Raw genomic sequence first — 26,070 nt, 5'->3', positions numbered from 1 at the left:
AGCGAACGGTCGTAGAACCACTTGGCGGGGGAGTCACCCTGCCCGCCCCGGAGGTCCGGAGACCTGCGCCCGGATCCGGTCAACCCGCCCTGGACGGCCTGCCGTAGAGCTCCCCGTACGACGGCCACGCCCCGCCCGGTCCGTCCACCGGCTCGGCGGCCCGGACGGCCCGCACGATCGCGCGCGTCACCATGTCCGCACCCGCCGCCAGCACCTCGTTCAGCGCGAGCGGTTGCCCCGCGTCGAGGGGACGCTCCCCGGTCGCCAGGGTGAACACCGTGTCCCCGTCGCTGAGCAGGTGCACCGGCCGCACGGCACGCGCGATGCCGTCGTGTGCCGTGCCGGCCAGCTTCTGCGCCTGGGCCTTGGACAGGTCCGCGTCGGTGGCGACCACGGCGAGCGTGGTGTTCAGCGGGGGCGGCGCGTTGCTCGCCGCGACCTCGGCGAGACGCCGCCCCGCCGCCTGGTGGACGTCCGGCTCCGGGTACTCCACCCGTCCGCCCCGGAAAAACTCCCCGTACAGGACCCCCGTTTCCGGATCCGTCACCGACCCCGCCGCGTTGGCCACCACCAGCGCCGCCACCGTGATCCCCGAGTCCAGCACGGTGCTCGCGGTGCCGATACCGCCCTTCAGCGTGCCGACCACGGCTCCCGTGCCCGCCCCGACAGACCCCTCGGCCACCCCCGCGCCCGGCGCGCTCGCGTGGGCCGCCTCGGCCGCCTCCCGTCCGGTGGCCGCGTCCGGCCTGGCCCGGAAGTCGCCCCCGCGCCCCAGGTCGAAGACGCACGCCGCGGGCACCACCGGCACCACGTGCGCGGGGTCCGGGCCGACGCGCACCCCGCGGCCCCGCTCCTCCAGCCAGGCCATCACCCCGGACGCCGCGTCGAGCCCGTACGCGCTGCCGCCGGTCAGCACCACCGCCTGGACCCTCTGCACCAGGTTGCGCGGATCGAGCGCGTCCGTCTCCTTGGTGCCGGGGCCTCCTCCGCGCACGTCCACGGCGGCTACCGCCCCGCCCTCCGGCGCGAGCACCACCGTCGTGCCCGTGAGCCACCCGTCGCCGGTGCGCGTCGCGTGCCCCACCAGCAGACCGGCCACGTCCGTCAATGCGTCAACTGTCATGCCGCCAGTCTCGTCCAGGCACCGGCGCCTGGCGGCGGCATCCAGCGGCATCAAGAGGCACCAAGCGGCATCAAGAGGAACCAGGGGGACGTCAGGCGGCATCTGGGGGAGCAGGCGGCTCTGAGGGCTCCCGGGGGCCTGCGGGGAGTTCCGCCGGGTGCCGAGGGGGCTCCGCCTGGTGCCGAGGGGGATCCGCCGGGGCCTACGGGGAGACCGGAGGGCCTCGGGACTTCAGGCGGCGGACGCCGCGGTGCCCCGCTCCGGCACACTCCGCCGCGCGGTCAGCGCCACCCCGGTCGCGACGGCCAGAGCCAGGACGATGCCCGAAGCGAGCACCGCCAGGTCACCGGCGAAGGTGCAGCAGGCCACCAGCAGCGCGGCCGTCGGCAGCACCAACTGCTCGGCGACGCCCACCTTGAAGTACCGCGCGTGCAGACCCCACACCGTGAGCAGGAACAGCGCCGTGGGCAGGGTCACCGCCGCGGACGCCGCGAGCGTCGAGATGTGCGCCTTGCCCACCGCCTGCTCCACGGCCACCTCCAGGCCCGCCCCGATCGCAGCCGCCGAGGCGAACACCAGATAGTGCCCGTAGCCCCACAGGAACGACTGTCTGCTGGTGCGAAGACGACCGTGGACGGGCACCGCGAAGTAGATCCACCACGCGGCGAAGACGATCAGCAGCCCGCCGGCCGCGATCGGCAGCAGTTCGCCCAGCGCGTCGTTCTCGTCGATGCCCGACTTTACCGCGATCGTGGCCGCGGCGATGGTCTCGCCGAGCACGATGATCGTGAACAGCCCGTACCGCTCGGCGATGTGGTGCGGGTGCCAAGACGACGGATGCTTCCGCTCCGCGAACGCCGGCACGCACAGCTCCAGCACCACCATCACCAGGAACAGCCAGCCCCGGCCGCCCTCCGGCAGGAACAGCAGCCCCAGCCAGCCGACCTGGCAGATCAGCACGCCCCCGGCGTATCCCAGGGTCATGGCGCGTTCGGGAGGCCCGGCGGAACGGGCCGCCCTGAGCCACTGCGCCGACATGGCCACCCGCATGATCACGTAGCCGAGGACGACGGCGGTCCAGTCGTGGTCCTCGAAGGCCCGCGAGACCCCGGCCGCGAGGACGAGCACACCGGCGATCTGCACCAGGGTGACGATCCGGTAGGGCACGTCGTCGTTGTCGTAGGCCGAGGCGAACCAGGTGAAGTTCATCCACGCCCACCAGATGGCGAAGAAGACCATCGCGTAGTCGAGGACGCCTTGGCCGGCGTGGCCCTCGGCGATGGAGTGCACCAGCTGGACGCCCGCCTGGGCGACCGCGACGACGAAGCACAGGTCGAAGAAGAGTTCCAGCGGCGTCGCGGCACGGTGCGCCTCGTGCCGGCCGCGGGCCGCGAGTCGGCGCACCGGCGGCCGAACGTGGGGCGGGCCGGAGGACGCGCTCGCCGGGGGAGGGCTGGACATCATGGCTCCCAGCACAGCAGAGACGGCGCGGACGCGCCCCCGGAGGGCACCGGAGGGGCCGTACCCTGGAGCCATGAGCACCGCCCCCGAACCCGAGCCGCGCGCGCCCAGGCCCGCGCTGGTCTTCGACGACCCGCTGGACCAGCAGACCTCGGACGACACCGACCGGGGGTGGGGCGATCGGCCCGAGGGTGACAGCGCGGCCGACCTGAAGCGCTTCCTCGACGAGAAGCCGCCCCACCACCTGTGAGCCGTGCGGGCACCCGACCGCCGCCGGACCCCTTCTCCCGCCGTGGGCGGTTCTACGGGCGGTCGTGACCGGAACCGCGCTGCGCGACCAGCGCGTCCCGGATCTCCTTGAGCACCTCCAGCTCGGAGACCTCGATGACCTCCTGCGTGCTCTCCTTCGCCTTGCGGCGGGCCTCCTGCCGCGCGAGGTACTTCGCCATGGGCAGGACCATCAGGAAGTAGACGACGGCCGCGGTGATCACGAACGTGAGGGTGGCGCCCAGCACCGAACCCCATAGGATCCGCACGCCCGTGGCGGCGTCCCCGGTACCGGTGCAGGGGCCCTTGAGGCAGGAGCTGTAGCTGTCCAGGCTCTTGGTGCCGAACGCTCCGACCAGGGGGTTGATGACCCCCTTCACCACCGAGTTGACGATGTTGGTGAAGGCGGCGCCGATGACCACCGCCACCGCCAGATCGATGACGTTTCCGCGCATCAGGAAGGCCTTGAAGCCTTGCCAGACGCTCGGCTCGTTCTTCTCGCTCACCTCGGGGGCTCTCCTCGTATGCACAGGTCTCGTGCGAACGGGTCTCGCACGGACAGGGTGTGGAACAAAACGCTCCGCAACCTACGTCAGCGCTGGGCCGTCCTGTCCAATCAGATCCCTCGAACGAGCGACTTGACGAGCGACTTGACGGGCGACTCGACGGGCGACTCGACTGGCTCAGCACAGCGTCACCGCCAGCCGTGACAGGGCGCTCGCGCCGACCAGCCGGTGAGCGGTGGCGCGCGGCACCGAGACCACGACCAGTGCCCCGTCGGCCGCTGCCCCGTCCACGGGCTCCGGCACCTCCGCCACCAGAGCTCCGCGCGCGATGACGGAGGCGTCACCCGCGCCGCCGTCGCCGGCCGCGACGACGTCGATCCGGTCGCCCGGCCCGAGCAGCCGCACCGTGGCCGCGTCGGCGATCCGCACCGGCGCCGTCACGAGTCGCGCGCCGTGCCGACCGTCCGCCGCCTCCCTCTCCCTCTCCGGCTCCGTCACCGGGTGCCCGCGTGCCCGTCGGGTGTCCTGTGCGCCGGCGCCCGGGTGCGGGCCCGCCACGACCAGCGCCGCGGCGGTGACGGCGAGCCCGGCGGCCACGGCGCGCCGCCGGTGGCGTACGAGCCGGTGCAGCAGGTGCTGTCCGCCGCGCACCCGGACCGGGGCGAAGTGCGGCACCTCGCACGTGGGCGGCGCGTCGGAGCCGAGCGGGTGGGGGAGCGGTAGCGGGGAGGGAACGGTGGAACGGGACACGGTGACCACCACCTGTGACGAGGAGACGACGAGGGATCGGCTTGCGCTCCCACGATGAGGCTTCTCGCCGTCGCCCGCCGGAGCCCGTGCGTCCCCGGCCGATTGTGGATAACTCCCCCACCCGAAGGGGGCGTTCCGGCCCACCGGGCCCCCGGGCCTCCCGCTCCCCGGGCCTCCCGGCCTCCCGGTCCCTCCCGGCCTTCCGGTCCCGGTGTGCCTCCCAGCCCCCGTCCCCGCCCCCGCCCCCGCCCCCGGGCCTCCCGGCCCCACCACCGCCCTACGGCAGCGTGACCCCCGGATCCATCCCGCCCAGCGCCGACCCGCACCGGCAGTCCCGCTCGCCGGTCGCCGGCAGCGCGGCCACCGCGTCGAACAGGACGCCCCGCAGCCGGTCCACGTTCGCCGCGAACACCCGCAGAACCTCCTCGTGCGAGACGCCCTCGCCGCTTTCCGCACCGGCGTCGAGGTCGGTGACGAGGGTCAGCGAGGTGTAGCAGAGCTCCAGTTCGCGGGCGAGTGCCGCCTCGGGATGGCCGGTCATGCCCACCACCGACCAGCCCTGTGCCCGGTGCCACAGGGACTCCGCGCGAGTCCCGAAGCGCGGCCCCTCGACCACGACCAGGGTGCCGCCGTCCACCGGCTCCCAGTCCCGCCCCCGGGCCGCCTTCAGCGCGGCGGCCCGCCCGGTGGGGCAGTACGGGTCGGCCAGCGACACGTGCACCACGTTGGGCACCGTGCCGTCGGGCATCGGCAGCCCGTCGAAGTACGTCGACGGGCGGGACTTCGTACGGTCGACGAACTGGTCCGGCACCAGCAGCGTGCCCGGCCCGTACTCGGGGCGCAGGCCGCCGACCGCGCACGGGCCGAGGACCTGGCGCGCGCCGACCGAGCGCAGCGCCCACAGGTTGGCCCGGTAGTTGATCCGGTGCGGCGGCAGATGGTGGCCGCGCCCGTGCCGGGGGAGGAAGGCGACCCGCCGGCCGGCGACCTCGCCGAGGAAGAGGGAGTCGCTGGGCGGACCGTACGGGGTCTCCACCTCGACCTCGGTCACGTCGTCGAGGAACGAGTAGAAACCGGAGCCGCCGATCACGCCGATCTCGGCATTCACCTTGCTCGCCTTGTTCGCCATGCTCGCACCCTAACCGCCCCGGAAAACGCCGAGGACCCTGTCGTCGGACGACGACAGGGTCCCGTAAGAAGTCCTGGTGGGCCTTACGCGGCGGTGGTGCTGGAGGAGGAGCTGCCGGAGCTCGACGACGAACCCGAGCTCGACGACGACCCCGACGACGAACCGGAGTCCGAGGACGTCGACGAAGAAGAGGACGTCGAGGACGCCGAGGACTTCGACGCCGTCGAGCTGCTGGACGAGCTGCCGCGGCTGTCGTTGCGGTAGAAGCCGGAGCCCTTGAAGACGATGCCGACCGCCGAGAAGACCTTCTTCAGGCGGCCCTGGCAGTTCGGGCACTCGGTGAGGGCGTCGTCGGTGAACTTCTGCACCGCCTCGAGGCCCTCGCCGCACTCGGTGCACTGGTACTGGTACGTCGGCACTTGTCTTCCTCCTGGCACTCTCACTCGATGAGTGCTAACGACGATCCATAGTGACGTATTCCGCGGGATCAGTCCACTGTGGCGTGCTCGCGGTGACCGACGCCACGTGCGACCGTACGCTCCCGGGGCCGGGTCTCCAGCCGCGACCGCAGCGCCACCAGCGTCGCCAGCGCGAGCACCGTGCCGCCCATCGGCACCAGGAATCCGGCGCCGTCCCAGAAGCGGTCCTCCAGCTGTCCGGAGACGGTCACGGCCGCCGCCTGGCCGAGTGCCACGGCGCCGGTCAGCCAGGTGAAGGCCTCGGTGCGGGCGCCGGCCGGGACCAGCCCCTCGACCAGCGTGTAGCCGGTGATGAGGGCGGGCGCGATGCACATGCCGACGAGCAGGCCGAGGCCGGCCAGCACGAGCACCGAGTGCGCGGCCCACAGGCCGGACGCGGTCAGTGCGAGGGCGGCGTACCCGACCAGGAGGCGCCGCTGCGGGGCGACCTTCCAGGCGATGGCGCCGCAGGCCAGGCCGGAGAGCATGTTGCCCGCGGCGAAGATCCCGTACAGGACGCCGTTCAGCCCGGGCTCGCCGATCGACTCGGTGAACGCGGCCAGCGAGACCTGCATGCCGCCGAAGACGGAGCCGATGCCCAGGAAGACCACGATCAGGACCCGCACCCCGGGGACGCGCAGCGCCGGAACGTGCTCCGCGCGCGCGTGGTCGCCGTCGGCGCGGCCGACCGCCGGCTGGGTGCTCTTCTGGGCGGCGAACAGCAGACCGCCCACCAGGGTGAGCGCCGCCTCCGTGACCAGGCCCGCGGCCGGGTCGACGGCCGTGCACAGGGCGGTGGCGATGAGAGGGCCGAGGACGAAGGTCAGCTCGTCCGTGACGGACTCGAAGGCGGCCGCCGTGCCCATCAGGGGGGAGCCCTTGAGCTTCACGCCCCAGCGGGCGCGCACCATGGGCCCGACCTGCGGCACCGAGGCGCCGGTGGGCACGGCCGCCACGAACAGCGCCCACAGGGGCGCGTCCGCGAGCGCGAGGGCGGTCAGGATCAGACCGGACGCGGCGTGCACGAGCACGCCGGGGAGCAGGACGGCGCGCTGTCCGTATCGGTCGGCGAGCCGTCCGGTGTAGGGGGCGAACACGGCCATGGCGACGCCGGTGACGGCCGCGACGGCGCCGGCGACGCCGTAGGAGCCGGTGGTGTGCTGCACGAGCAGCACGATGGAGAGCGTCAGCATGGCGAAGGGCTGGCGTGCCGCGAAGCCGGGAAGCAGGAACGTCCAGGCGCCGCGGGTGCGCAGCAGCTGTCCGTATCCGGGGCGGGCGGAGCCGGGCGCGCTGTGCGGCGCCCCCTCCGGCGACTTCTTCGACGGGGTGACCGTGGATGCCACGGCCCGTGCCTTTCTGCCGCCTGGTAGCGCGGTCCGCCTCGCGGCTGTCGCCGTGCGGGAGCGCCGAGAGCTGTCCTCTTGCGCGGACTGCGGTAGATGCCGGAGCCCGGTTGGGGAGGGGGCGTGCCGGCCGCCATACGGTCGCGCCAGCTCTGCGTCAGGCAGAGTTGGTTCGATCAGGTGCCGCCTTCATCGTACAGGGATCAAGGCGGGCGCAACCTGTGAAAGCGCGCACTCCTCTCTTGTTCACCTGTGATTGCCGCTCTTGTCCACCTGTGATCGCCGCTCTTGTTCGCCCGGGATCGCCGTTCATGTTCGCCCGGGACCGCCGTTCACGCTCACCGTGCTCGCCTCTCGTGCTCACCTGTGGTTGCCGCGCGCGTCCCCGGTGCCCAGCCAACCCGCCAGCTTGCCGCCGTGGCCGACCGCGCGCAGCCGCGCCTCGGCGGCGTCCCGGACGGGGTCGGTGGCGACCACGAGGAGTTCGTCCCCGCGCCGCAGTCCCGTCGTGGGCAGCGGTACGAACGACTTCCCGTCGCGGACGATCAGTGTGACGGCGGACCCGGCCGGCAGCCGCAACTCGCTGACCTCGACGCCGTGCATCTTGGATCCCTCTGGGACGGTGACGGACAGCAGGTGCCCGCGCAGCCGCTCCAGCGGAGCCGACTCGATGCCGAGGTCGGCGGCCTCGTCCCCCGTACCGAGGTGCAGCTTGCGGGCCAGCCACGGCAGGGTCGGTCCCTGGACCAGGGTGTACACGACCACCAGGACGAAGACGATGTTGAAGATCCGGCGGCTGCCCACGACGCCCTCCACCATGGGAATCGTCGCCAGCACGATGGGCACCGCGCCGCGCAGCCCGGCCCAGGACATCAGGGCCTGTTCCTGCCACGGCACCCGGAACGGCACCAGGCACAGGACGACGCTCAGCGGGCGCGCCACCATGGTGAGCACCAGTCCGATGACCAGGGCGGGCAGGATGTCGTCGCCCAGCTCGTGCGGGGTGACCAGCAGGCCGAGCAGGACGAACATGCCGATCTGGGCGAGCCAGCCGAGCCCGTCGGCGAACCCGCGGGTGGCGGGCCAGTGCGGCAGCCGGGCGTTGCCCATGACCATCGAGGCGAGGTAGACGGCCAGGAAGCCGCTGCCGTGGGCCATGGCGCCGGCCGCGTAGGCCGCGACGGCGATCGACATGACGGCGATGGGGTAGAGGCCGGACGCGGGCAGCGCCACGTGCCTCAGCCCCAGCGACCCCAGCCAGCCGACCGCGAGTCCGATGGCCGCGCCGATGGTCAGCTCCAGGGCGATCTCGCCCAGCAGTACGTACCAGTGCTCGATCGGGCCGGCCGTGGAGAAGGCGACCACCAGGATGACCACCGGGGCGTCGTTGAAGCCCGACTCGGCCTCCAGGATGCCCGTCACCCGCGAGGGCAGCGGGATCCGGCGCAGCACCGAGAAGACGGCCGCCGCGTCCGTGGAGGACACCACCGCCCCGACGATCAGCGCCTGCCGCCACTCCAGCCCGGTCAGGTAGTGCGCTCCCGCCGCGGTCACGCCGACGCTCACCGCGACCCCGGCCAGCGCCAGTGCGGAGGCGGCCGGCAGGGCCGGTTTCGCCTCCGTCCACTTCGTGCCGAGACCGCCCTCGGCCAGGATCACGACCAGGGCGGCGTACCCGATGACCTGGACCAGTTCGGCGTCGTCGAACTGGATGTCGCCGATGCCGTCCTGGCCCATGGCGACGCCGATCGCCAGGTAGACGAGCAGGCTGGGGAGCCCGCTGCGCGAGGAGATCCGGACCGCCGCCACGGCGATGAGCAGGACGAGCGAGCAGACGAGCAGGAGCTGGTTGAGGTGGTGGACAGTCAGCGGCCGTTCCCTTCCCTGGCGCACAGCACGGATCGCGACACGGGCCACGGTGCGGATCACAGCACGGACCAGTGCTTCCGCGCGGTGCGCGAAAGCACACCCCCATGGCACACGAGACCGCGTGCTCTGCGGACAACTACTTCGTTACCTTACCTAACTCTTGACGATTTCTTGACGCTCGACTTGGCAAGATCGAACGCCCGTACGTGCCGGTACCCGACTCCGCGTCAAGGGGGCGTGGGCCCTGCGCCTACAGTTGCTCCAGCGTTCAGTACAAAGCACAGCCCGCCCCTGCCGCTCGTGTTAGGACAGCAAGGACAGCGATGCCCCCCACCAACACCGCCTCCACGGGTCAGCAGCCCGGCAAGTCCGGCAGGAAGAAGGGGCGCAAGGCGCGCCTGCTCGTCCTCGTGCTGGTCCTGGCCATCATCGGCGGCCTCGCCTACGGGGCGTACTGGTCCATCAGCACCGTCCGCGCGTCCTTCCCGCAGACCAAGGGCTCGATCACGCTGGAGGGCCTGTCGGGGCCGGTGGACGTCAAGCGCGACGGCTACGGCATCCCGCAGATCTACGCCTCCTCCGACGAGGACCTGTTCATGGCGCAGGGCTACGTCCAGGCGCAGGACCGGTTCTACGAGATGGACGTACGCCGCCACATGACCTCCGGGCGCCTGTCGGAGATGTTCGGCAAGAGCCAGGTCGACAACGACGAGTTCCTGCGCACCCTGGGCTGGCACCGGGTGGCGAAGAAGGAGTACGACGAGAAGCTGTCGGACTCCACCAAGAAGTACCTCCAGGCGTACGCCAAGGGCGTCAACTCCTACCTGGAGGGCAAGGACGGCGAGGACATCTCCCTGGAGTACGCCGCCCTCGGCTTCACCAACGACTACAAGCCCCAGGAGTGGACGCCGGTCGACTCGGTGGCCTGGCTGAAGGCCATGGCCTGGGACCTGCGCGGCAACATGCAGGACGAGGTCGACCGCGCCCTGATGACCAGCCGCCTCGGTCCCAAGCAGATCGCGGACCTGTATCCGGCGTACCCGTACGACCGGAACAAGGCGATCGTCCAGGAGGGCCAGTACGGCGAGCTCACCGAGACGTTCGACGGCGGCGGCTCGTCCGGCGGCGGTGACGACTCCTCGTCCGGTACGGGCACGGGCACGGGCACCGGGACGGGTACGGGCACCGGCACCGGGTCGGGCACCGGCAATGGCATCGGTGCCGGCACCGGAACCGGAACCGGCAGCGCCTTGCAGGGCCAACTGGCCGGCCTCCAGAGCGTCCTGGACGACCTGCCCACCGCCGTCGGCGTGAACGGCAACGGCATCGGCTCCAACTCCTGGGTCGTCTCCGGCGAGCACACCATCACCGGCAAGCCGCTGCTGGCCAACGACCCGCACCTGTCGCCGTCGCTGCCGTCCGTCTGGTACCAGATGGGCCTGCACTGCCGCAGCGTCTCCGCGAAGTGCCAGTACGACGTCGCCGGTTACACCTTCGCGGGCATGCCCGGCGTGGTCGTCGGCCACAACCAGGACATCGCCTGGGGCCTGACCAACTCCGGCGTCGACGTCACCGACCTCTACCTGGAGAAGATCACCGGCAGCGGCTACCAGTACGACGGCAAGGTGGTCCCCTTCGAGACGCGCGAGGAGACCATCAAGGTCGCCGGCGGCGAGTCCAAGAAGATCGTCGTCCGCGAGACCAACAACGGCCCCCTGCTCTCCGACCGCGACGACGAGCTGGTGAAGGTCGGCAAGAAGGCCACCGTCGACACCGCCGCCCCCGACCGCGGCGACGGCTACGGCGTCGCGCTGCGCTGGACCGCGCTGGACGCCGGCACCACCATGGACGCCGTCTTCGCGATGGACCGGGCGAAGGACTGGAACTCCTTCCGCGAGGCCGCCGCCCTGTTCGACGTGCCCTCGCAGAACCTCGTCTACGCCGACGAGGACCACATCGGTTACACGCTGCCCGGCAAGATCCCGGTGCGCGCCGAGGACCACGACGGCTCGGTCCCGGCACCGGGCTGGACCTCCAAGTACCGCTGGACCGGCGAGTACATCGACCCGGACGAGCTGCCGTACGAGTACGACCCGGAACGCGGCTACATCGTGACCGCCAACCAGGCCGTCGTCGACGCGGACGAGTACCCGTACACGCTGACCACGGACTGGGGCTACGGCACCCGCAGCCAGCGGATCACCTCCCTGATCGAGCAGAAGATCAAGGACGGCGGCAAGATCTCCACCGACGACATGCGCCAGATGCAGCTGGACAACAGCAGCGAGATGGCCAAGCTGCTCGTCCCCCAGCTGCTGAAGATCGACGTCGAGGACAAGGACGTCCGCGAGGCGCAGAAGCTGCTGGAGGGCTGGGACTACACCCAGGACGCCGACTCGGCGGCCGCCGCCTACTTCAACGCCGTGTGGCGCAACCTCCTCAAGCTCGCCTTCGGCAACAAGCTGCCCAAGGAGCTGCGGGTCGAGGGCCAGTGCCTGTGGGTCGACCCGGTCAACACCACCGGCCCCGCGGACGAGACCAACAAGGTCCGCGAGTGCGGCCGGCGCGACGCCGACCAGGCGCAGCCGGACGGCGGCGACCGCTGGTTCGAGGTCGTGCGCCAGCTGATGGAGAAGCCGAAGAGCGACTGGTGGACGACGCCGGCCAACGGCACCCGCAAGGGCGCCGACCACAACCGCGACGACCTCTTCAAGCGCGCCATGATCGACGCCCGCTGGGAGCTGACCGCCAAGCTCGGCAAGGACATCGACACCTGGAACTGGGGCCGCCTGCACCGCCTGTTCCTGAAGAACCAGACCCTGGGCACCGAGGGCCCCGGCTTCCTGAAGTACGCCCTCAACCGCGGCCCCTGGAAGCTCAGCGGCGGCGAGGCGGCGGTCAACGCCTCCGGGTGGAACGCGGCCGGCGGCTACGGGGTGGTGTGGGTGCCGTCCATGCGGATGGTGGTCAACCTCGGCGACCTCGACAAGTCGCGGTGGATCAACCTCACCGGCGCCTCCGGACACGCCTACAGCGCCCACTACACGGACCAGACGGACAAGTGGGCGGACGGAGAGCTGCTGCCGTGGGCCTTCTCGAAGAAGGCGGTCGACGCGAGTACGAGCGACACACTGGTGCTCAAACCGTAGCCACTGGTGCTCAAGCCGTAGCCACTGGTGCTCAAGCCGTAGCCACCGGTGCTGGAACCGTAGCCACCGGCTGACGCAAGGCGGCCCCCGCGCGCGTGGGGGCCGCTTTCGCGTTCACGTGAACCTGCGCACCCCCGACGGCGTCACCACCGCGTCCACCGGCCGGTCGTGGGGCTCGGCGGGGACGTGCGCGACGACCTCGGAGTCGTACAGCAGCACCAGCAGCGCGGGACGCGCGCCAGCCCGGTCCAGCCGCGCCAGGACCCGGTCGTACGACCCGCCGCCGCGCCCCAGCCGCATGCCGCGCCCGTCGACCGCCAGGCCCGGCAGCAGTACGACGTCGGCCTCCGTCACCGCGTCCGGCCCCAGGCGCTCGCCGGCGGGCTCGGACAGGGCCATCCGCCCGCCGTGCCGCACGAGCGTCAGGGAGTCCGGCCCGGCGTACTCGCCCCAGTCCAGGTCGTTGTCCGGCAGCAGCGCCGGCAGCAGGACGCGCAGCCCCCGCGCGCGCAGCGCGTCCAGGAGCGCGAGGGTGCCCGGTTCGGCGCCCACGGAGACGTATGCCGCCACCGCGTGCGCCTGCGCCACCTCCGGCATCGCGAGCGCCCGTGCGGCCAGCGACTCCGCGGCTTCCCGCACGTCATCCGCCGTCAGCCCGTTCCTCACCGCGAGGAACTCCCGCCGCAACGTCCGCTTGTCAGGTTGGGCAGTAGGTCCGATGTGACTCAAAGGTCGCTCCCGTACCGCTCTAATGCGCTCATATGAGCGCCAGTCATCCGGAGTCACAGATTCTCCCTATTGGCACCGGATATGGTGGCGCGCATGACTCAGTCCCACCCCAGGATCAGCAAGGCTGTCATCCCCGCAGCCGGGCTCGGTACCCGGTTCCTGCCGGCCACCAAAGCCACTCCCAAGGAGATGCTGCCGGTTGTCGACAAGCCGGCGATCCAGTACGTGGTCGAAGAGGCCGTGACCGCGGGCCTCGGCGACGTCCTCATGGTCACGGGCCGCAACAAGCGCCCCCTGGAGGACCACTTCGACCGCAACTACGAACTGGAGTCCGCCCTCCAGAAGAAGGGGGACGCGAGCCGGCTGGCCAAGGTCCAGGAGTCCAGCGACCTCGCCATGATCCACTACGTCCGCCAGGGCGACCCCAAGGGCCTCGGCCACGCCGTCCTGTGCGCCGCCCCGCACGTCGGCAACGAGCCCTTCGCGGTCCTGCTCGGCGACGACCTGATCGACCCGCGCGACCCGCTGCTGCAGCGCATGATCGAGGTCCAGGAGCAGCACGGCGGCAGCGTCATCGCCCTCATGGAGGTCGCGCCCGAGCAGATCCACCTCTACGGCTGCGCGGCCGTGGAGAGCACCGAGGACGGCGACGTCGTCAAGGTCGCCGGACTGGTCGAGAAGCCCGACCCGGCCGACGCGCCCTCCAACTACGCCATCATCGGCCGCTACGTGCTCGACCCGCACATCTTCGACATACTCCGCAAGACCGAACCCGGCCGCGGCGGCGAGATCCAGCTGACCGACGCCCTCCAGCAGCTCGCCGAGGACGAAAAGGTCGGCGGCCCGGTGCACGGCGTCGTCTTCAAGGGCCGCCGCTATGACACCGGTGACCGCGGCGACTATCTGCGTGCCATTGTCAGACTCGCGTGCGAACGTGAAGACCTGGGCCCGGACTTCCGGACCTGGCTTCGCAGTTACGTAGCCGAGGAGATGTAGGGACGTTGAGCAGCGCAGCGCACCGTGACACCGGCCACGACCACGCCCCCGCGGACTTCGGTCCGGACCGGCTGTGGTCGGTGCAGGACCACCTGGACGACATCCTCGCCACCGTCCGCCCCCTGGAACCCATCGAGCTGAACCTGCTCGACGCCCAGGGCTGCGTCCTGGTCGACGACATCACGGTGCCGCTCTCCCTGCCCCCGTTCGACAACAGCTCCATGGACGGGTACGCGGTGCGGGTCGCCGATGTCGCGGGCGCGAGCGAGGAGTTCCCCGCCGCCCTGGTGGTCGTCGGGGACGTCGCCGCCGGCCGGGCCGACCCGCTGTCCGTGGGCCCCGGCCAGGCCGCCCGCATCATGACGGGCGCCCCGCTCCCGCCCGGCGCCGAGACCGTCGTCCCCGTCGAGTGGACCGACGGCGGGCTCGGTGAGGGCCCGGTGGCCGGAATGCGCGCCCGCAGCCTCGCCCCCGAGGGCGCCGAGGGCCAGGTCCACGTGTACCGCCCGGCCGAGGCGCGCGCGCACGTCCGCGCGAAGGGCAGCGACGTCAGGTCCGGCGACCGCGCCCTGGAGGCCGGCACGGTCCTCGGCCCGCCGCAGATCGCGCTGCTCGCCGCGATCGGCCGGGGCAGGGTCCGCGTCCGCCCGCGCCCCCGCGTGGTGGTGCTCTCCACCGGCAGCGAACTCGTCCAGCCCGACGAGGAACTGGCCCACGGTCAGATCTACGACTCCAACAGCTTCGCCCTCACCGCGGCCGCCCGCGACGCCGGCGCCATCGCGTACCGCGTGGGCGCCGTCGCCGACGACGCCGAGACCCTGCGGTCCACCATCGAGGACCAGCTGGTCCGCGCCGACCTGATGGTCACCACCGGCGGGGTGAGCGTCGGAGCGTACGACGTGGTCAAGGAGGCGCTGGCGCACGTCGCCGACGAGGACGAGCCGGGCAGCGGCGTGGACTTCCGCAAGCTCGCCATGCAGCCCGGCAAGCCCCAGGGCTTCGGCTCCATCGGCCCCGACCACACCCCGCTGCTCGCCCTGCCCGGCAACCCGGTGTCGTCGTACGTCTCCTTCGAGCTGTTCGTCCGCCCCGCGATCCGCACCCTCATGGGCCTCACCGACGTCCACCGCCCGACGGCCACCGCGTCCCTGGCCGCGGAGAAGGCACTGACCTCGCCGAAGGGGCGCCGGCAGTTCCTGCGCGGCAGCTACGCCGACGGCTCGGTCACCCCGGTCGGCGGCTCGGGCTCCCACCTCGTGGCCGCCCTCGCGCACGCCGACGCGCTGATCGTCGTCCCTGAGGACACCGAGTCCGTCGAGCCCGGCGCCGACGTCGAGGTGGTCCTGCTCGGCTGAGCCCGCCCGCTTGGCGGTACCGTGTCGCGCACAGCAGGCCCACGCGCCGCACCGCGCCGGGCCCGGACCGGGAGCGCCACACGAGCATGAGTACGCAGGACCGACCCCCGCACCACGGCCAGGACGCGCACGGCCCGCAGGACCGGCTGACGCACATCGACGAGGCGGGCGCCGCCCGGATGGTCGACGTGTCCGCCAAGGAAGTGACCGCACGCACCGCGCGCGCGAGCGGACGCGTCCTCGTCACGCCCCGAGTGGTAGAGCTGCTGCGCGGCGAGGGGGTTCCCAAGGGCGACGCCCTCGCCACCGCACGCATCGCGGGCATCATGGGCGCCAAACGCACCCCGGACCTGATCCCCTTGTGCCACCCGTTGTCGGTCTCCGGTGTGAAACTGGACCTGTCGGTCGCGGACGACGCCGTGGAGATCACCGCCACGGTGCGCACGACGGATCGCACGGGTGTCGAGATGGAGGCGCTCACCGCGGTCTCCGTCGCCGCGCTCACCGTGATCGACATGGTCAAGGCGGTCGACAAGGGAGCGGTCATCACGGACGTGCGCGTGGAGGAGAAGACGGGCGGCAAGTCGGGCGACTGGAGCCGGGCATGACACTGGACGGACCGATCGGGGGTGCCCTTCTCGCGCCGTACAGCGCCCTCGTGGTCACCGCCTCCAACCGGGCCGCCGCCGGGGTCTACGAGGACAAGGGCGGCCCGCTGATCGCCGAGGGCCTGCGCCGCTTCGGCTTCGCCGTGGACGGCCCCCAGGTCGTCCCGGACGGCGACCCCGTCGAGGCCGCCCTGCGAGCGGGCGCCGAGGCGGGCTACGACGTGATCGTCACCACCGGCGGCACCGGCATCTCGCCCACCGACCGCACCCCCGAGGCGACGCGGGCGGTCATCGACCACGAGGTCCCCGGCATCGCGGAGGCCGTCCGGGCGTACGGCCGGGACAAGGTGCCGACCGCGGTGCTCTCCCGGGGCCTGGCCGGAGTGGCGGGCGGCACGCTGATCGTCAACCTGCCGGGTTCCTCCGGCGGGGTCAAGGACGGTCTCGCCGTGCTGGAGCCGCTGCTGACGCACGCCGTGGACCAGCTCCGCGGCGGCGACCACCCCGGGCCCGCCAGTGGTGGGGGTGCGAACTGAACAGCCCATCCTGGCCCGCGGAGCTGGTGGACGGCGACATCGTCCTCAGGCCGATAAGGCTGCGCGACCAGCGGGCCTGGCGGGAGGTCAACCGGCGCAACCGCGACTGGCTGCGACCGTGGGAGGCGACGATCCCGCCGCCGACGCCCGGCGGCCCGCTCACGCACCGGCCCACCTACCGGCAGATGGTGCGGCACCTCAGGTCCGAGGCCCACGCGGGCAGGATGCTGCCGTTCGTCATCGAGTACCAGGGGCGGCTGGTCGGGCAGTTGACGGTGGCCGGCATCACCTGGGGATCGATGTGCTCCGGACACGTCGGCTACTGGGTGGACGAGTCGGTGGCCGGCCGCGGGGTGATGCCGACCGCCGTGGCGATGGTGACGGACCACTGTTTCCGCACCGTCGGGCTGCACCGTGTCGAGGTCTGCATTCGCCCCGAGAACGCACCCAGCCGCCGGGTCGTGGAGAAACTCGGATTCCGCGAGGAGGGCCTCCGGCCGCGTTATCTCCACATCGACGGAGCCTGGCGCGACCATCTCGTCTTCGCGCTCACCGCGGAAGAGGTCCCGGAGGGGCTGCTGCGGCGCTGGCACCGGTCACGGGACCGGAGTACGCGGAAGACCGGTAATTGAATAAACGTTCGAAAATGATGCGTGCGGCGCCCGAGTGCGACCGTCCGAATCGGATAATTTCGCGACCCTGGTAGTCAGCTGATCGCATCGATCACAAAAAAAGTTCGAAATATCAGCCAGATCGTGCGACACACCGGCTCAATTGGCGGATGGCCCCAAGCAAACCCCTCTACCGTGTGAGGCGTGAGCAGCAGCGGCCTCATCTACGCAGTCATCGTCGGGGCCTGGGCCGCCTACTTGGTGCCGATGTGGCTCCGTAGGCAGGACGAGCTGAACGAGGCCCGTCCGACGGAACGCTTCAGCACCGCCATCCGGCTGCTGTCCGGACGGGCGGGCATGGAGCGCCGGTACGCCAAGGACCTGCGGTCGCGCTCCGCCGACGAAGCGGAGCCCGACGCCGACGCCCCGGACGCCGCCACCGACTCGGTGGACGTCCGGGCCTTCGCCGTGTCCAGAACGCAGCGGCACCCACGGCCCGACGCACGGCAGCAGCCCGCGGTCCAGCCCGCGGAGCAGCCCGAACCGGCGCGCCAGGAGACCGGCGGACGCCCGCACGGCCCCAGACCCGGACAGTCCTCCGGAGCCGGAGCCGGAGCTGGAGCAGGAACCGGTGCGGCAGCGGCGCGCAAGCGTGTGCCGCAGGCCCGGCGCGCCCCCGTCTCACCGGCGGCCGCGGCCCGCGCCCGGCGCACCAAGGTGCTCGCGCGCCGCCGGCGTACGACGGTGATGCTGTTCCTGGCCTTCACGCTCGGCTCGGTCGTCGCGGCCGTCGGCGGGCTCGCCTTCCTGTGGGCACCCGGGGTGCCCGCCGTGCTGCTCAGCGCCTATATCGCCTATCTGCGTTCGCAGGAACGCCACCGGTTCGCCTTCCACATGGACCGCCGCCAGGCGGAGGTCGCCGCGCAGCGGCTGCGCGACGGCGACCGTCGGCCGCGCCGGCGCATGTCCGCCGACCCGGCCGGCCCCGTCGGTGACCCCGACTCCGAGGAGCCGGACGACGGACCCGAGGAGGAGCCCGACTCCGGCCTGTCGGCGCTCGCCGCGGACCGGCGCGCGCTGGTGGAGCAGACCGACCACGCCGAGTGGGTCGACCAGCAGCGCGAACGGCAGCGGCGACCGCACGGCGACAGCTGGGACCCGGTGCCCGTACCGCTGCCCACCTACGTGACCGCGCCGGTCGCCCCCCGTGCCACGCCCGACGTGGACCTCGCGGCGCCGGACGCCTGGAGCTCGGCCCGCTCCAGCGCCGTCGCCGACCAGGAGGACGTGGCGGCCGACCCCGGGCCGGACCACCCGGCGGCCGACACCGAGGACCGGTCGGAGACCCCGGGCCGCAGTGACGCCCGCCGCGCCGCGTCCGCCCGCCGGTCCAGGGAACGGGGCCGGACCCCGCTCTTCGACCAGTACGAGGACGGGGACCGCCCCCGCGCGGCCAACGAGTAGCCTCCCGCCCGGACCGCCTGCTCGTCGGGCGGAAGCGATTTTTGAGCAGGCCGGTCGGGGTGCTAAAGTTTCACTCGTTGCAAGGGCCTGTGGCGCAGTCTGGTAGCGCACCTCGTTCGCATCGAGGGGGTCTGGGGTTCAAATCCCCACAGGTCCACGCACATTGGCGAAGGTCCCGTCCGATCATCACGATCGGACGGGACCTTCGTCGTTTCCGGGGCGCACCCGTAGCCGCTCCCCTACGGCCCTGGCGGTCCGTGGCCCGTGGCCCGTGGCCCGTAAGGCCGAGACAGATCCGTGATCGGGCATCGTGCAACCTTCACCGTTACCAGTGGGTCACCTGTGAGCGGCGTCACCGCAGTGGCGCCGTCTTGTCGTCTGGGGAACGGAAGAGAACATGAGACGTAGCTCCCCGCGCGCGCCGTGGGCTCGCGCGGCAGTGGCCGCAGTGGCCGCTGCGGGACTCGCCGCGCTGGGCCTGGCCGGAGTCGCGCAGGCGGAGGACGGCCAGGCGCCGCTGCCCGTCACCATCACCGGTCCGGACAAGGTGGACCTGGCGCTGGACGGGGCCGAGGGCGAGCCGGGCGAGCCGCAGGTCCGGCTGGGAATCACCGGGCCCGGAGCGTACGACCCGGACAGCGACACGGATCCGGAGCCGGTCCCGAACAACGGCTACAGCGTCACCATCGACGCCACCGCGCTCAAGGGCTTCGCCGAGGTCGGCCTGCCCTCGTCCTGCGACGTGGACGGACTGACGGCCGTCTGCGACGCGAGCAGCCTGTACCCCGGCGACTCCTACAACCCGAGCTGGAGCATCCGCCTCGACCTGAAGGACGGCGCCGAGGCCGGGGACTTCGGCCGAATCGAGGTGACGGGCGAGGGCGAGGGCCTGGAGTTCAACGAGCACACCGTCGACGTCCTGGTCGGCGGACCGGAACTGCTGAAGAAGAAGCTCCCGGCCGAACCCGGCGACTTCGAGGCCGGTGACACCTACCGCGCCCCCCTCGGCTTCCGCAACGTCGGCAGCATGCCGGCCGACGGCGTGGTGCTGCGCTTCGGCGGCTCGCGCGGCCTGTCCTTCCCCGACTCGTACGACAACTGCTCGTACGCCGAGGAGAACAAGGACGACCTGATCCGCTATCAGAAGGTCGCCCTGTGCACCTTCGAGGGCGAGTTCCTGCCGGGCGCGGCCTACGAACTGAGCGAGCCGGTCCGGGTGAGGACCGCGGACTTCGCGCTCGGCGACATCTTCCACTACGGCTTCGACGCGGTCGGCGCCGAGGAGGCCGGTGCGCTGCGGGACGGCGCCGACTACCGGCAGGGATCCGGCGAGACGCTCACCCTGAAGCCGGTCAAGGGCGGCCAGAACGGCGACTACACGAAGTACGCCGAGATCGACCTGCCCACGCGGAACAGCTACGACCTCGACCTCACCGGTGCGCGCGTCGACGGCGAGCAGGGCGAGACCGTCACGGTCGACATCGCCCTGAGCAACCACGGACCCGCCTGGATCGGAGCGCTGCGTTCGGGCGGTGAGCCGCTGGGCTTCAGCGTGCGGATCCCCGAGGGCGCGAGCGTCGTGGACAGCCCCTGCCGTCCCATGAACGGCGAGGCCACCTCCGAGTACCTCTGCTTCGCCGACACCCCCTTCCTGGAGGACGACCGGCGCACCTTCGCCTTCCAGCTGCGCATCGACGAGGTCGTCGAGGGCGCCAAGGGCAAGATCGCCCTTCCGGAGTGGGACAACCCGTGGGAGGGCGACCCGTCCAACGACGCCGGATGGATCGTGCTGAACGGCACCGGCGACGAGGAGACGCCGGGCGACACCGGCGGGGCCACGGGCGGTACCGACGGCGGCGCCACGGGCGGCTCCGGCACGACCGGCGGCTCGGCCTCCACCGGGGGCGCCACCGGCGGCACCGGTGGCGCCGGCACGGGCGGTGCCACCGGTGGCACGACCGGCGGCCAGTCGCCGCAGGGCGGTCAGGACGGCCAGGGCGGCCTGCTGGCCGCCACCGGCTCCACGGCTCTGCTCGTCTCGGCCGGCGCGGTGCTGGCGCTCGCCGCGGGCGGCGTGCTGTTCGCCGTCTCCCGCCGCCGCGGGGCAGTAGACACGGTCTGACGAGAGGTCCGTCGTCAGGCCGGGCGACAGGTGTGACGACAGGTCTGATCATCAGGCCCGACGAGGGCCTGATGATCAGGCGCTACGGAACCTGGAGAGCCTTCGCGTAGCAGAGGCTGTCCTCGTGGAAGCGGTAGAAGCCGAACTTCCCGCACGGTTCGTAGCCGCTGGAGGTGTACAGGGCCACGGCCTCCGGCTGCTTGGTGCCGGTCTCCAGCACCATGCGGGTCCGGCCCGCCGCACGGGCGTCCTCCTCCAGGGCGGCCAGGATGCGGCGGGCCAGCCCGCGGCCGCGCATCTGCTCGATCACGAACATCCGCTTGAGCTCGGCGTCCCCGTCGAGGTAACCCTCGTCGTTGGTCTCCTGGCTGCGCCAGCCGCCCGAGGCGACCGGGACGTCGTCCTCGTCGTACGCGATCAGGTAGAGGCCGTTCGGCGGCGCGAAGTCCGACGGGTCCAGGTGTGTGGCGTCGCCGCCGTCGCCGTAACGGACGTCGTACTCCGCCTGGACCTCGTCGTTGAGCTTCACGGCGTCGGGGTGGTCGAAGGGGACCCGGCGTATCTTCATGCTACCTACCGTATATTAATGCGTCATCCGGAGCGGGACATCGTCCAGTGTGCCGGTATCGTGCCCTGGTGCTCACCGTGACCTCGGTCATTGTGTGTAAAGCACTCTCTCTCTGTTCGGCCCTTCACCAGGTATGACGCGGGCCCCGTAGCCATGAGGCTACGGGGCCCTACGCGTGCGGGCGCTTACGGCTCGCAACCGGACGCCCGCACTCCGTGAGTGTGCCATGCATAAGCAAGATCGTTCAATATACGGTCTCCCGTAACGACAAACGATCATGCCTTGCGCAAACGTGGTGCGGTGCACGACCAGCCAGCCGACCTGCTCGCCTACCGGCGACGCTTCGGCGACCGGCTACGCCTCTTACGCCACCGCGCCGGACTCACCCAGCAGACGCTCGCCGAACGCGCCGGCATCGACAAGCAAGCCGTCTCGCTCATCGAGAACGCACACCAATCCCCCCGCCTCGACACCCTCTGGCACCTCGCGAGCGCCCTGGGCATGTCCGTCGCCGAGTTGACCGCCGCCGACGGGACGTAGCCGAAGGAGTGGCGGCGGGGGTGGAGGGTGCATCAACCACCCCCGCCGGGCATCGCCATGCCACGCGAGCGCTGACCTGCTCGCGTCCTTGGCGGGGCTCACGCCTGCCACAGTGAGCGCACCGCCGACCTTGCCGCCGCTGGGAAAGGCGACCAACAGCAGCAAGGAGAGAGGGCGGCCCGCCCCCGACGGGGGACGAGGACGGGCCGCAGGGAAGCTACCGGCACGGCCGGCGTGGAGCGCGCCGGTAGCAGGCTGGCAAGGCATCAGAGGAGCTGCGCAAGGTCGACAGGGAGAAAGAGGCTGCGGGCCCGGTGCTCCGCCCACAGATCTTTGCTGCTTCCGTCCTTGTCCCTGACGTAGCTTGGGCATTGGGGGCACCCGTCGGTGTGCGGGGCCGGCACCTCGTCCTGGTGGTCACGGGCGATGTGCCGGGATATGCCCAGCAGCTCAGACCAGCAGCCCGCAGGCGCTTCGACCGCGCTCATCAGGCAGCAGAGCATTTGCCGGCACACGCAGCATTCCTCCATGAACTGTGGAGGCGTCGGCCACGCGAGGGGCTCAGACATGGTAGGTAGTCCCCCAGCGCATCGCGCGGCGCGTGAACGCGTCGCGTACGAACTCGCTCAGGTCCGGCTGACGCAACCCGGCAGGCCGGGGGTCGAGCATGACCAGGATGCGCACGGGCCCGCCGGCCTCGACCAGCGTCCGCCACTCCTCCCCGACGGGTAACGCCAAGAGGTAGTCGTCTCGGCCGTAGTCGAGGAACGGTGTACCGCTCCGCATGCGGATCCGGTGCCCGATGTACGGCGGGTGCGTCTCGCAGGGCCCCAAGTGCATGGCCCTCGCGATGGCTTCCATGCCGCGGCTGATGTCCCCGACGGTCTGTCCTGCGAGGGAGGGCGGCACGTGGTACGCGAGCACCTGCGCCACCGCGAATCCGTCGCCCCGGTGTACGCCGGTCGCGAGCTGGATGCCGGCCGCGAACGTCGGCCCCGGAACGGTCTGCACTGCGCTGTCCTTCACCGTGCTACCTCCGCCCATACGGCCTTGCCGAACGGTCGCTCGGTCACGTCCCATCGCGTGGCGAGCAGCTCGACGATGTGGAGGCCGCGACCGCGGGCCCGTTCGTCGGACTCTGTCCGTAGGTGGGGCCGCTTACGCCGGGTGTCGTGCACCTCGACGCGAATGTGGTCGAGTGCCGGGAGTACGGCGACGAGTAGTGAGTCTTCCGGCTCGCCCCCGTACCTGTAGGCGTTCGTGACCAGCTCCGAGACGATCAGACAGACATCGTCGAGTCGCTCGCTGCTCAGTGGCGGAGTCTCCCTGCGCAGTACGGCCCGCACGTATGTACGCGCCGCCCGGGGCGCCTCCGGATTGGACGGGAACACCGCCTGAGACGGGGGCCCGGTCGGTGGTTCGCAGCAGTCCGGTAATGCGTCCGCCCGCATGTGCACCATGCAAACTCCCTACGCCCTTGGTGCCAGTCGACGCGGTGTTTCGTAACGCCAGTAGTGGCACGATCACGTTTCGTCGCTCCAGAGTGCTCCTTCACGCGCCCACTGTGCAACCCTCACAGAGGTGAAATGAGAATTCGCATATGCCGCCGAGAGTGGCAGCTCATGAAGGGGCGGGTGAGGTGACATCTCCGGAGAACAGACGGCAGACTGTGGGATGGACAACCGGAGGGGAGGCGACATTGAGCGGTCCGACCGTGCGCCGGCGCAGACTCGGCAAGAAGCTCCGCGCTCTGCGCGACGCCCAACACCTCACCCTCGAAGACGTCGCCGATAAGTCCAACGGCGCGTTCACCGTGGCCAAGCTGTCCCGGCTGGAGCTGGCCAAGAGCGCAGCCAAACCGACCGACGTCGAGGCGCTGCTCAGCCTCTACGGCGCCGACGACGAAGAACTACGCGGCGCCCTGCTGTCTCTCGCCCGCGAAGGTGCACAGCGCGGATGGTGGCACAGCTACCGCGGCGTACTATCGCCCGTCTATGAGGACCTGATCAGCCTTGAGCATGAGGCGGCCACAGTCCGAACGTGGCAGATGGGCTTGATTCCGGGACTGCTGCAAACCGGCGAGTACGCCCGAGAGGTCATCACAACGACTGCCATGTCTGCGGCCGTTGAGGGGCGCATCGATCCACTCGTGGAAGTCAGGCTCGCCCGTCAGTCCGTCCTCACCCGCGAGGAACCCGTGAACCTGTGGGCGATCATCGCTGAGGGCGCGCTCCGAACGCAGTGCATCGGAGTGGGCGTCATGCGCGACCAGCTCGGGCGGCTCCTCGACCGCGGCCGGCGCCCGCACGTCACCATTCAAGTCCTGCCCTCGGACTCGCCCCCGCACGTCGGCCAGATGGGCAGTTACTCGCTCCTGTCGTTCGAGGAGGGCGCAGACCTTGACGTCGTACACGTCGAGTCTCTGACGTCCGCTCTGTACGTCGAGGACCCGGACGACGTCAACGTCTACCGGGACGCGTTCGAGCGGTTGCGCGCTGCTGCACTGTCGCCCGAACAGTCCGCCGACCGCATCGCACAGATAAGGGAACACACCACATGAACCACGTTGCTGACGCCTCGACGCTCCCCGTCACCTGGTGGAAGTCGTCGGCGTCCGGCGCACAGTCCGACTGTGTCGAGTGCGCCATCATCGCTCCTGAGCAGCTCGCGGTACGGGACAGTAAGAACCCGTCCGGTCCGGCACTGCTCCTGTCGCGGTCGAGCCTGGCCGGTCTGGTGGCCGGTATCAAGGGCGGCGCCCTGTAGACCACCGCAACGCAAAGTACGCCCCCCGCGCGGCCGTGTGGCCGTACGGGGGGCGTTGGTCATGCGCGGGTGGCGTACTGCCACACGCTGAAGATGAGGCCGCAGACCGCGACCAGGGCGGCCAGCGACGGAAGCGGCCACCGTGCGCGTTCGAGGGCGTCGAGTCGGGCCTCATGGTCTGCCACGGCGCGGTCAGTCTGGTCGCCACGCTGCACGAGTAGGGCGAGGCTGCCGTCCACGCGGGCGAAACCGGTCTCCATCGTGCCTCTGAGCTTCTCCAGTTCGACGGCGACCGCGGCCGGATCGGATGGGGTGGGGATCGTCACCGGCCGCCCCCGTCGGTGCCGTCGACCAGGCCGAGGCCGAACCGGTCGAGGAGCCGCTCTACGGACGGGAGCGCCATGACGCGGGCGAAGCCACCCGCGGCGGCGAGGCCAGCCGCGACCCACGGCGCGGTGTCGGGGATGCCGGACGCGTCGACGATGCCGGGGAGGGCAACGGCACCGCCGACGGCGGTCTGAAGGACGGTGCGGATGGTCCGCTTGTTCTCGGGGGACATGAGGGGGTGCTCCGTTTCTCGGGGTGCGGGCCGCCCGGCGCGGTGCCGGGCGGGTGAGGGGGGTCAGGCGAACAGGCGGCGCCACGTCTCCGGGCCCGGGTAGCCGTCCGCGTCGGAGCCTCGCCAGTTCTGCGCGCGCTGGAAGTCCTCGACGTTCTCGCGGTCGGCCTCCGACCACTTCGGCCCGGGGCCGACGCGGTAGTGATCGCCGTAGCCCTTCTTCACCAGCTGGCGGCCGAGCTGCTCGACGTACGCGTTGTTCTTGCCGGGGCCGAACTTGTCGCGGCCCGGGAACGGCGGCGGCGCGGTGGTCTTGCTCGGAATGGTGCCGAGCAGTCGACGGAGCGACGTCTCGCCCGGGACTCCGTCGGCGTCGCCGCCCGGCGCGGTGCCCTTGAAACCGAGCCACACCTGAAAGTCGCTGAAGTTCTCGGTGTCGGCGTCGCTCCAGCGGGGCCCGGGACCCTCCTTGTAGTGCTTGCCGAATCCGGCGCGGACCAGGGCCTTCCCGACGTCCGTCACGTGGTTGCCGTGCGCCCCGTAGCCGTACTCCAGTCCGCGGATGGTGACGCGGTAGCGGGCGACGCTCGGCCGGTCGTCGGCCGGCGCGGTGCCACCCTTCGGCGGCTTGTAGCCCTTCGCGGGCATGCCAGCCTGCACCCACGCGTACAGCTTGTCGCCGGGGCACTCGGTTGCGATGCCGTCGCGGTGCCCGCGCTGGGCGAGCTTCCTGCCAGTCCGCTTGCACGCCTCGTCGTACAGGGCGCGGGCGGTCGCGAGGGCGGCCTCGCTCGGCTCCTGGTCCCCACCGACGGCGATCTGTACAGACAGGCCGCTGATGTTGTGGCCGGGGCAGTGCGCACCCTGACGGCCCCATCCGCGGCCTTCGTAGGCGGTGCCGTCCTGGTCCACGACGAACGAATAGCCGATACCGGCCCATCCCTTCGCCTGGTGCTGCCGGTCGATGGCGCGCGGTACCGCAGTGCCGGTCGCGGTGATGTGGTGCGCTCCGTCGTAGTGGACGAACCACTCGGTTCGCCGCTTGAGGGCGACGCGCGCGGGCCCCTTGCTCTTCGGGTCGCCGTTCCACGGCTTGGCGCCCCACGCGGCGCGGCTGACGATCTTGACGGACATGGGCGGGTCTCCAGACATGAGAAA

The 26,070-nt window shown here is 71.4% G+C and carries 27 protein-coding genes and 1 tRNA gene; 13 read left to right on the top strand and 15 right to left on the bottom strand.

Annotated elements, in window-relative coordinates; translation table 11 throughout:
• Positions 1-79: 79 nt before the first annotated feature.
• On the bottom strand, positions 80-1,123 hold the full coding sequence (locus ACIQ6R_RS18330) for a P1 family peptidase (RefSeq protein ID WP_404222432.1): 1,044 nt from the start codon (positions 1,121-1,123) through the stop codon (positions 80-82).
• A 231-nt stretch (positions 1,124-1,354) separates the two neighbouring features.
• Positions 1,355-2,584 (bottom strand): low temperature requirement protein A, encoded by a 1,230-nt coding sequence (locus tag ACIQ6R_RS18325; RefSeq protein ID WP_404222431.1) that lies wholly within the window; start codon positions 2,582-2,584, stop codon positions 1,355-1,357.
• A gap of 73 nt (positions 2,585-2,657) precedes the next feature.
• On the opposite strand from ACIQ6R_RS18325, the gene ACIQ6R_RS18320 reads away from it, so the two are divergent.
• Positions 2,658-2,834, top strand: coding sequence for a hypothetical protein (locus ACIQ6R_RS18320; protein WP_404222430.1), 177 nt, complete (start codon positions 2,658-2,660; stop codon positions 2,832-2,834).
• A 52-nt stretch (positions 2,835-2,886) separates the two neighbouring features.
• On the opposite strand, the gene mscL is transcribed toward ACIQ6R_RS18320, so the two are convergent.
• The 6 genes from mscL to ACIQ6R_RS18290 form a co-directional block, all read right to left on the bottom strand.
• Positions 2,887-3,357, bottom strand: a complete 471-nt coding sequence (mscL, locus tag ACIQ6R_RS18315; protein ID WP_404175668.1) for a large conductance mechanosensitive channel protein MscL — start codon at positions 3,355-3,357, stop codon at positions 2,887-2,889.
• Positions 3,358-3,534: 177 nt separating this feature from the next.
• The gene (locus ACIQ6R_RS18310) at positions 3,535-4,032 is read right to left on the bottom strand and encodes a hypothetical protein (RefSeq protein WP_404222675.1); all 498 of its coding nucleotides are present in this window, start codon (positions 4,030-4,032) and stop codon (positions 3,535-3,537) included.
• A gap of 352 nt (positions 4,033-4,384) precedes the next feature.
• On the bottom strand, positions 4,385-5,236 hold the full coding sequence (locus ACIQ6R_RS18305; protein ID WP_404222429.1) for an S-methyl-5'-thioadenosine phosphorylase: 852 nt from the start codon (positions 5,234-5,236) through the stop codon (positions 4,385-4,387).
• A gap of 83 nt (positions 5,237-5,319) precedes the next feature.
• Positions 5,320-5,655 (bottom strand): FmdB family zinc ribbon protein, encoded by a 336-nt coding sequence (locus tag ACIQ6R_RS18300; RefSeq protein WP_404175662.1) that lies wholly within the window; start codon positions 5,653-5,655, stop codon positions 5,320-5,322.
• A gap of 68 nt (positions 5,656-5,723) precedes the next feature.
• Complete coding sequence (locus tag ACIQ6R_RS18295; RefSeq protein WP_404222428.1) at positions 5,724-7,040, bottom strand: MFS transporter; 1,317 nt, start codon at positions 7,038-7,040, stop codon at positions 5,724-5,726.
• Between the two features lie 360 nt (positions 7,041-7,400).
• The gene (locus ACIQ6R_RS18290) at positions 7,401-8,957 is read right to left on the bottom strand and encodes a potassium/proton antiporter (protein ID WP_404222427.1); all 1,557 of its coding nucleotides are present in this window, start codon (positions 8,955-8,957) and stop codon (positions 7,401-7,403) included.
• 275 nt (positions 8,958-9,232) lie between these two features.
• Between ACIQ6R_RS18290 and ACIQ6R_RS18285 the strand changes: the two genes are divergently transcribed.
• A complete protein-coding gene (locus ACIQ6R_RS18285) occupies positions 9,233-12,058 on the top strand; it encodes a penicillin acylase family protein (RefSeq protein WP_404222426.1) in 2,826 nt (941 codons plus the stop codon).
• Between the two features lie 114 nt (positions 12,059-12,172).
• Here the strand turns inward: ACIQ6R_RS18285 and ACIQ6R_RS18280 are convergent, their stop codons facing one another.
• Entirely contained in the window at positions 12,173-12,787 is a 615-nt protein-coding gene (locus ACIQ6R_RS18280) for a 5-formyltetrahydrofolate cyclo-ligase (RefSeq protein ID WP_404222425.1), read from the bottom strand.
• Positions 12,788-12,880: 93 nt separating this feature from the next.
• Between ACIQ6R_RS18280 and galU the strand changes: the two genes are divergently transcribed.
• The 8 genes from galU to ACIQ6R_RS18240 all read left to right on the top strand — a co-directional run bounded on the left by galU (position 12,881) and on the right by ACIQ6R_RS18240 (position 20,479).
• Positions 12,881-13,783 carry a UTP--glucose-1-phosphate uridylyltransferase GalU gene (gene galU, locus ACIQ6R_RS18275; protein ID WP_404222424.1) on the top strand — a complete coding sequence of 301 codons (903 nt, stop codon included), beginning with the start codon at positions 12,881-12,883 and terminating at the stop codon, positions 13,781-13,783.
• Between the two features lie 5 nt (positions 13,784-13,788).
• Positions 13,789-15,138 (top strand): gephyrin-like molybdotransferase Glp, encoded by a 1,350-nt coding sequence (gene glp / locus ACIQ6R_RS18270; protein WP_404175642.1) that lies wholly within the window; start codon positions 13,789-13,791, stop codon positions 15,136-15,138.
• An 86-nt stretch (positions 15,139-15,224) separates the two neighbouring features.
• Positions 15,225-15,746 carry a cyclic pyranopterin monophosphate synthase MoaC gene (gene moaC / locus ACIQ6R_RS18265; protein WP_404222423.1) on the top strand — a complete coding sequence of 174 codons (522 nt, stop codon included), beginning with the start codon at positions 15,225-15,227 and terminating at the stop codon, positions 15,744-15,746.
• On the top strand, positions 15,743-16,282 hold the full coding sequence (locus ACIQ6R_RS18260) for a molybdenum cofactor biosynthesis protein B (RefSeq protein WP_404222422.1): 540 nt from the start codon (positions 15,743-15,745) through the stop codon (positions 16,280-16,282). The genes moaC and ACIQ6R_RS18260 overlap by 4 nt, the downstream gene beginning before the upstream one ends.
• Positions 16,283-16,305: 23 nt before the next feature.
• Positions 16,306-16,914, top strand: coding sequence for a GNAT family N-acetyltransferase (locus tag ACIQ6R_RS18255; protein WP_375909785.1), 609 nt, complete (start codon positions 16,306-16,308; stop codon positions 16,912-16,914).
• A 183-nt stretch (positions 16,915-17,097) separates the two neighbouring features.
• Entirely contained in the window at positions 17,098-18,357 is a 1,260-nt protein-coding gene (gene glpR / locus ACIQ6R_RS18250) for a gephyrin-like molybdotransferase receptor GlpR (protein WP_404222420.1), read from the top strand.
• A gap of 83 nt (positions 18,358-18,440) precedes the next feature.
• A tRNA-Ala gene (locus ACIQ6R_RS18245) sits at positions 18,441-18,514 on the top strand.
• A 291-nt stretch (positions 18,515-18,805) separates the two neighbouring features.
• Entirely contained in the window at positions 18,806-20,479 is a 1,674-nt protein-coding gene (locus tag ACIQ6R_RS18240) for a hypothetical protein (RefSeq protein WP_404222418.1), read from the top strand.
• Between the two features lie 82 nt (positions 20,480-20,561).
• On the opposite strand, the gene ACIQ6R_RS18235 is transcribed toward ACIQ6R_RS18240, so the two are convergent.
• Positions 20,562-21,047, bottom strand: a complete 486-nt coding sequence (locus tag ACIQ6R_RS18235; RefSeq protein ID WP_404175627.1) for a GNAT family N-acetyltransferase — start codon at positions 21,045-21,047, stop codon at positions 20,562-20,564.
• 300 nt (positions 21,048-21,347) lie between these two features.
• Between ACIQ6R_RS18235 and ACIQ6R_RS18230 the strand changes: the two genes are divergently transcribed.
• Positions 21,348-21,587 carry a helix-turn-helix domain-containing protein gene (locus ACIQ6R_RS18230; protein ID WP_404222417.1) on the top strand — a complete coding sequence of 80 codons (240 nt, stop codon included), beginning with the start codon at positions 21,348-21,350 and terminating at the stop codon, positions 21,585-21,587.
• 561 nt (positions 21,588-22,148) lie between these two features.
• Here ACIQ6R_RS18230 and ACIQ6R_RS18225 read toward each other — a convergent pair.
• Together ACIQ6R_RS18225 and ACIQ6R_RS18220 are read right to left on the bottom strand one after the other, a co-directional pair.
• Positions 22,149-22,613 (bottom strand): hypothetical protein, encoded by a 465-nt coding sequence (locus ACIQ6R_RS18225; RefSeq protein WP_404222415.1) that lies wholly within the window; start codon positions 22,611-22,613, stop codon positions 22,149-22,151.
• Positions 22,610-22,933 carry an ATP-binding protein gene (locus ACIQ6R_RS18220; protein WP_404222414.1) on the bottom strand — a complete coding sequence of 108 codons (324 nt, stop codon included), beginning with the start codon at positions 22,931-22,933 and terminating at the stop codon, positions 22,610-22,612. The genes ACIQ6R_RS18225 and ACIQ6R_RS18220 overlap by 4 nt, the downstream gene beginning before the upstream one ends.
• A gap of 353 nt (positions 22,934-23,286) precedes the next feature.
• Here ACIQ6R_RS18220 and ACIQ6R_RS18215 point away from each other — a divergent pair, with 353 nt between their 5' ends.
• Complete coding sequence (locus tag ACIQ6R_RS18215; protein ID WP_404222413.1) at positions 23,287-24,147, top strand: helix-turn-helix domain-containing protein; 861 nt, start codon at positions 23,287-23,289, stop codon at positions 24,145-24,147.
• Positions 24,144-24,353, top strand: coding sequence for a DUF397 domain-containing protein (locus tag ACIQ6R_RS18210; RefSeq protein WP_404222412.1), 210 nt, complete (start codon positions 24,144-24,146; stop codon positions 24,351-24,353). Before ACIQ6R_RS18215 ends, ACIQ6R_RS18210 begins: the two co-directional genes overlap by 4 nt.
• 59 nt (positions 24,354-24,412) lie before the next feature.
• On the opposite strand, the gene ACIQ6R_RS18205 is transcribed toward ACIQ6R_RS18210, so the two are convergent.
• From ACIQ6R_RS18205 to ACIQ6R_RS18195, 3 genes are all read right to left on the bottom strand, one after another.
• The gene (locus tag ACIQ6R_RS18205) at positions 24,413-24,679 is read right to left on the bottom strand and encodes a hypothetical protein (protein WP_404222411.1); all 267 of its coding nucleotides are present in this window, start codon (positions 24,677-24,679) and stop codon (positions 24,413-24,415) included.
• Positions 24,676-24,912, bottom strand: coding sequence for a hypothetical protein (locus tag ACIQ6R_RS18200; RefSeq protein ID WP_404222409.1), 237 nt, complete (start codon positions 24,910-24,912; stop codon positions 24,676-24,678). Before ACIQ6R_RS18200 ends, ACIQ6R_RS18205 begins: the two co-directional genes overlap by 4 nt.
• A 63-nt stretch (positions 24,913-24,975) precedes the next feature.
• Complete coding sequence (locus tag ACIQ6R_RS18195; RefSeq protein ID WP_404222408.1) at positions 24,976-26,046, bottom strand: peptidoglycan-binding protein; 1,071 nt, start codon at positions 26,044-26,046, stop codon at positions 24,976-24,978.
• Between the last annotated feature and the right edge of the window lie 24 nt (positions 26,047-26,070).

Origin of the sequence: Streptomyces sp. NPDC096048 (assembly GCF_044763415.1) — a bacterium.
Lineage (GTDB): Bacteria > Actinomycetota > Actinomycetes > Streptomycetales > Streptomycetaceae > Streptomyces.
This window is presented reverse-complemented; position numbering and strand designations above follow the sequence as displayed.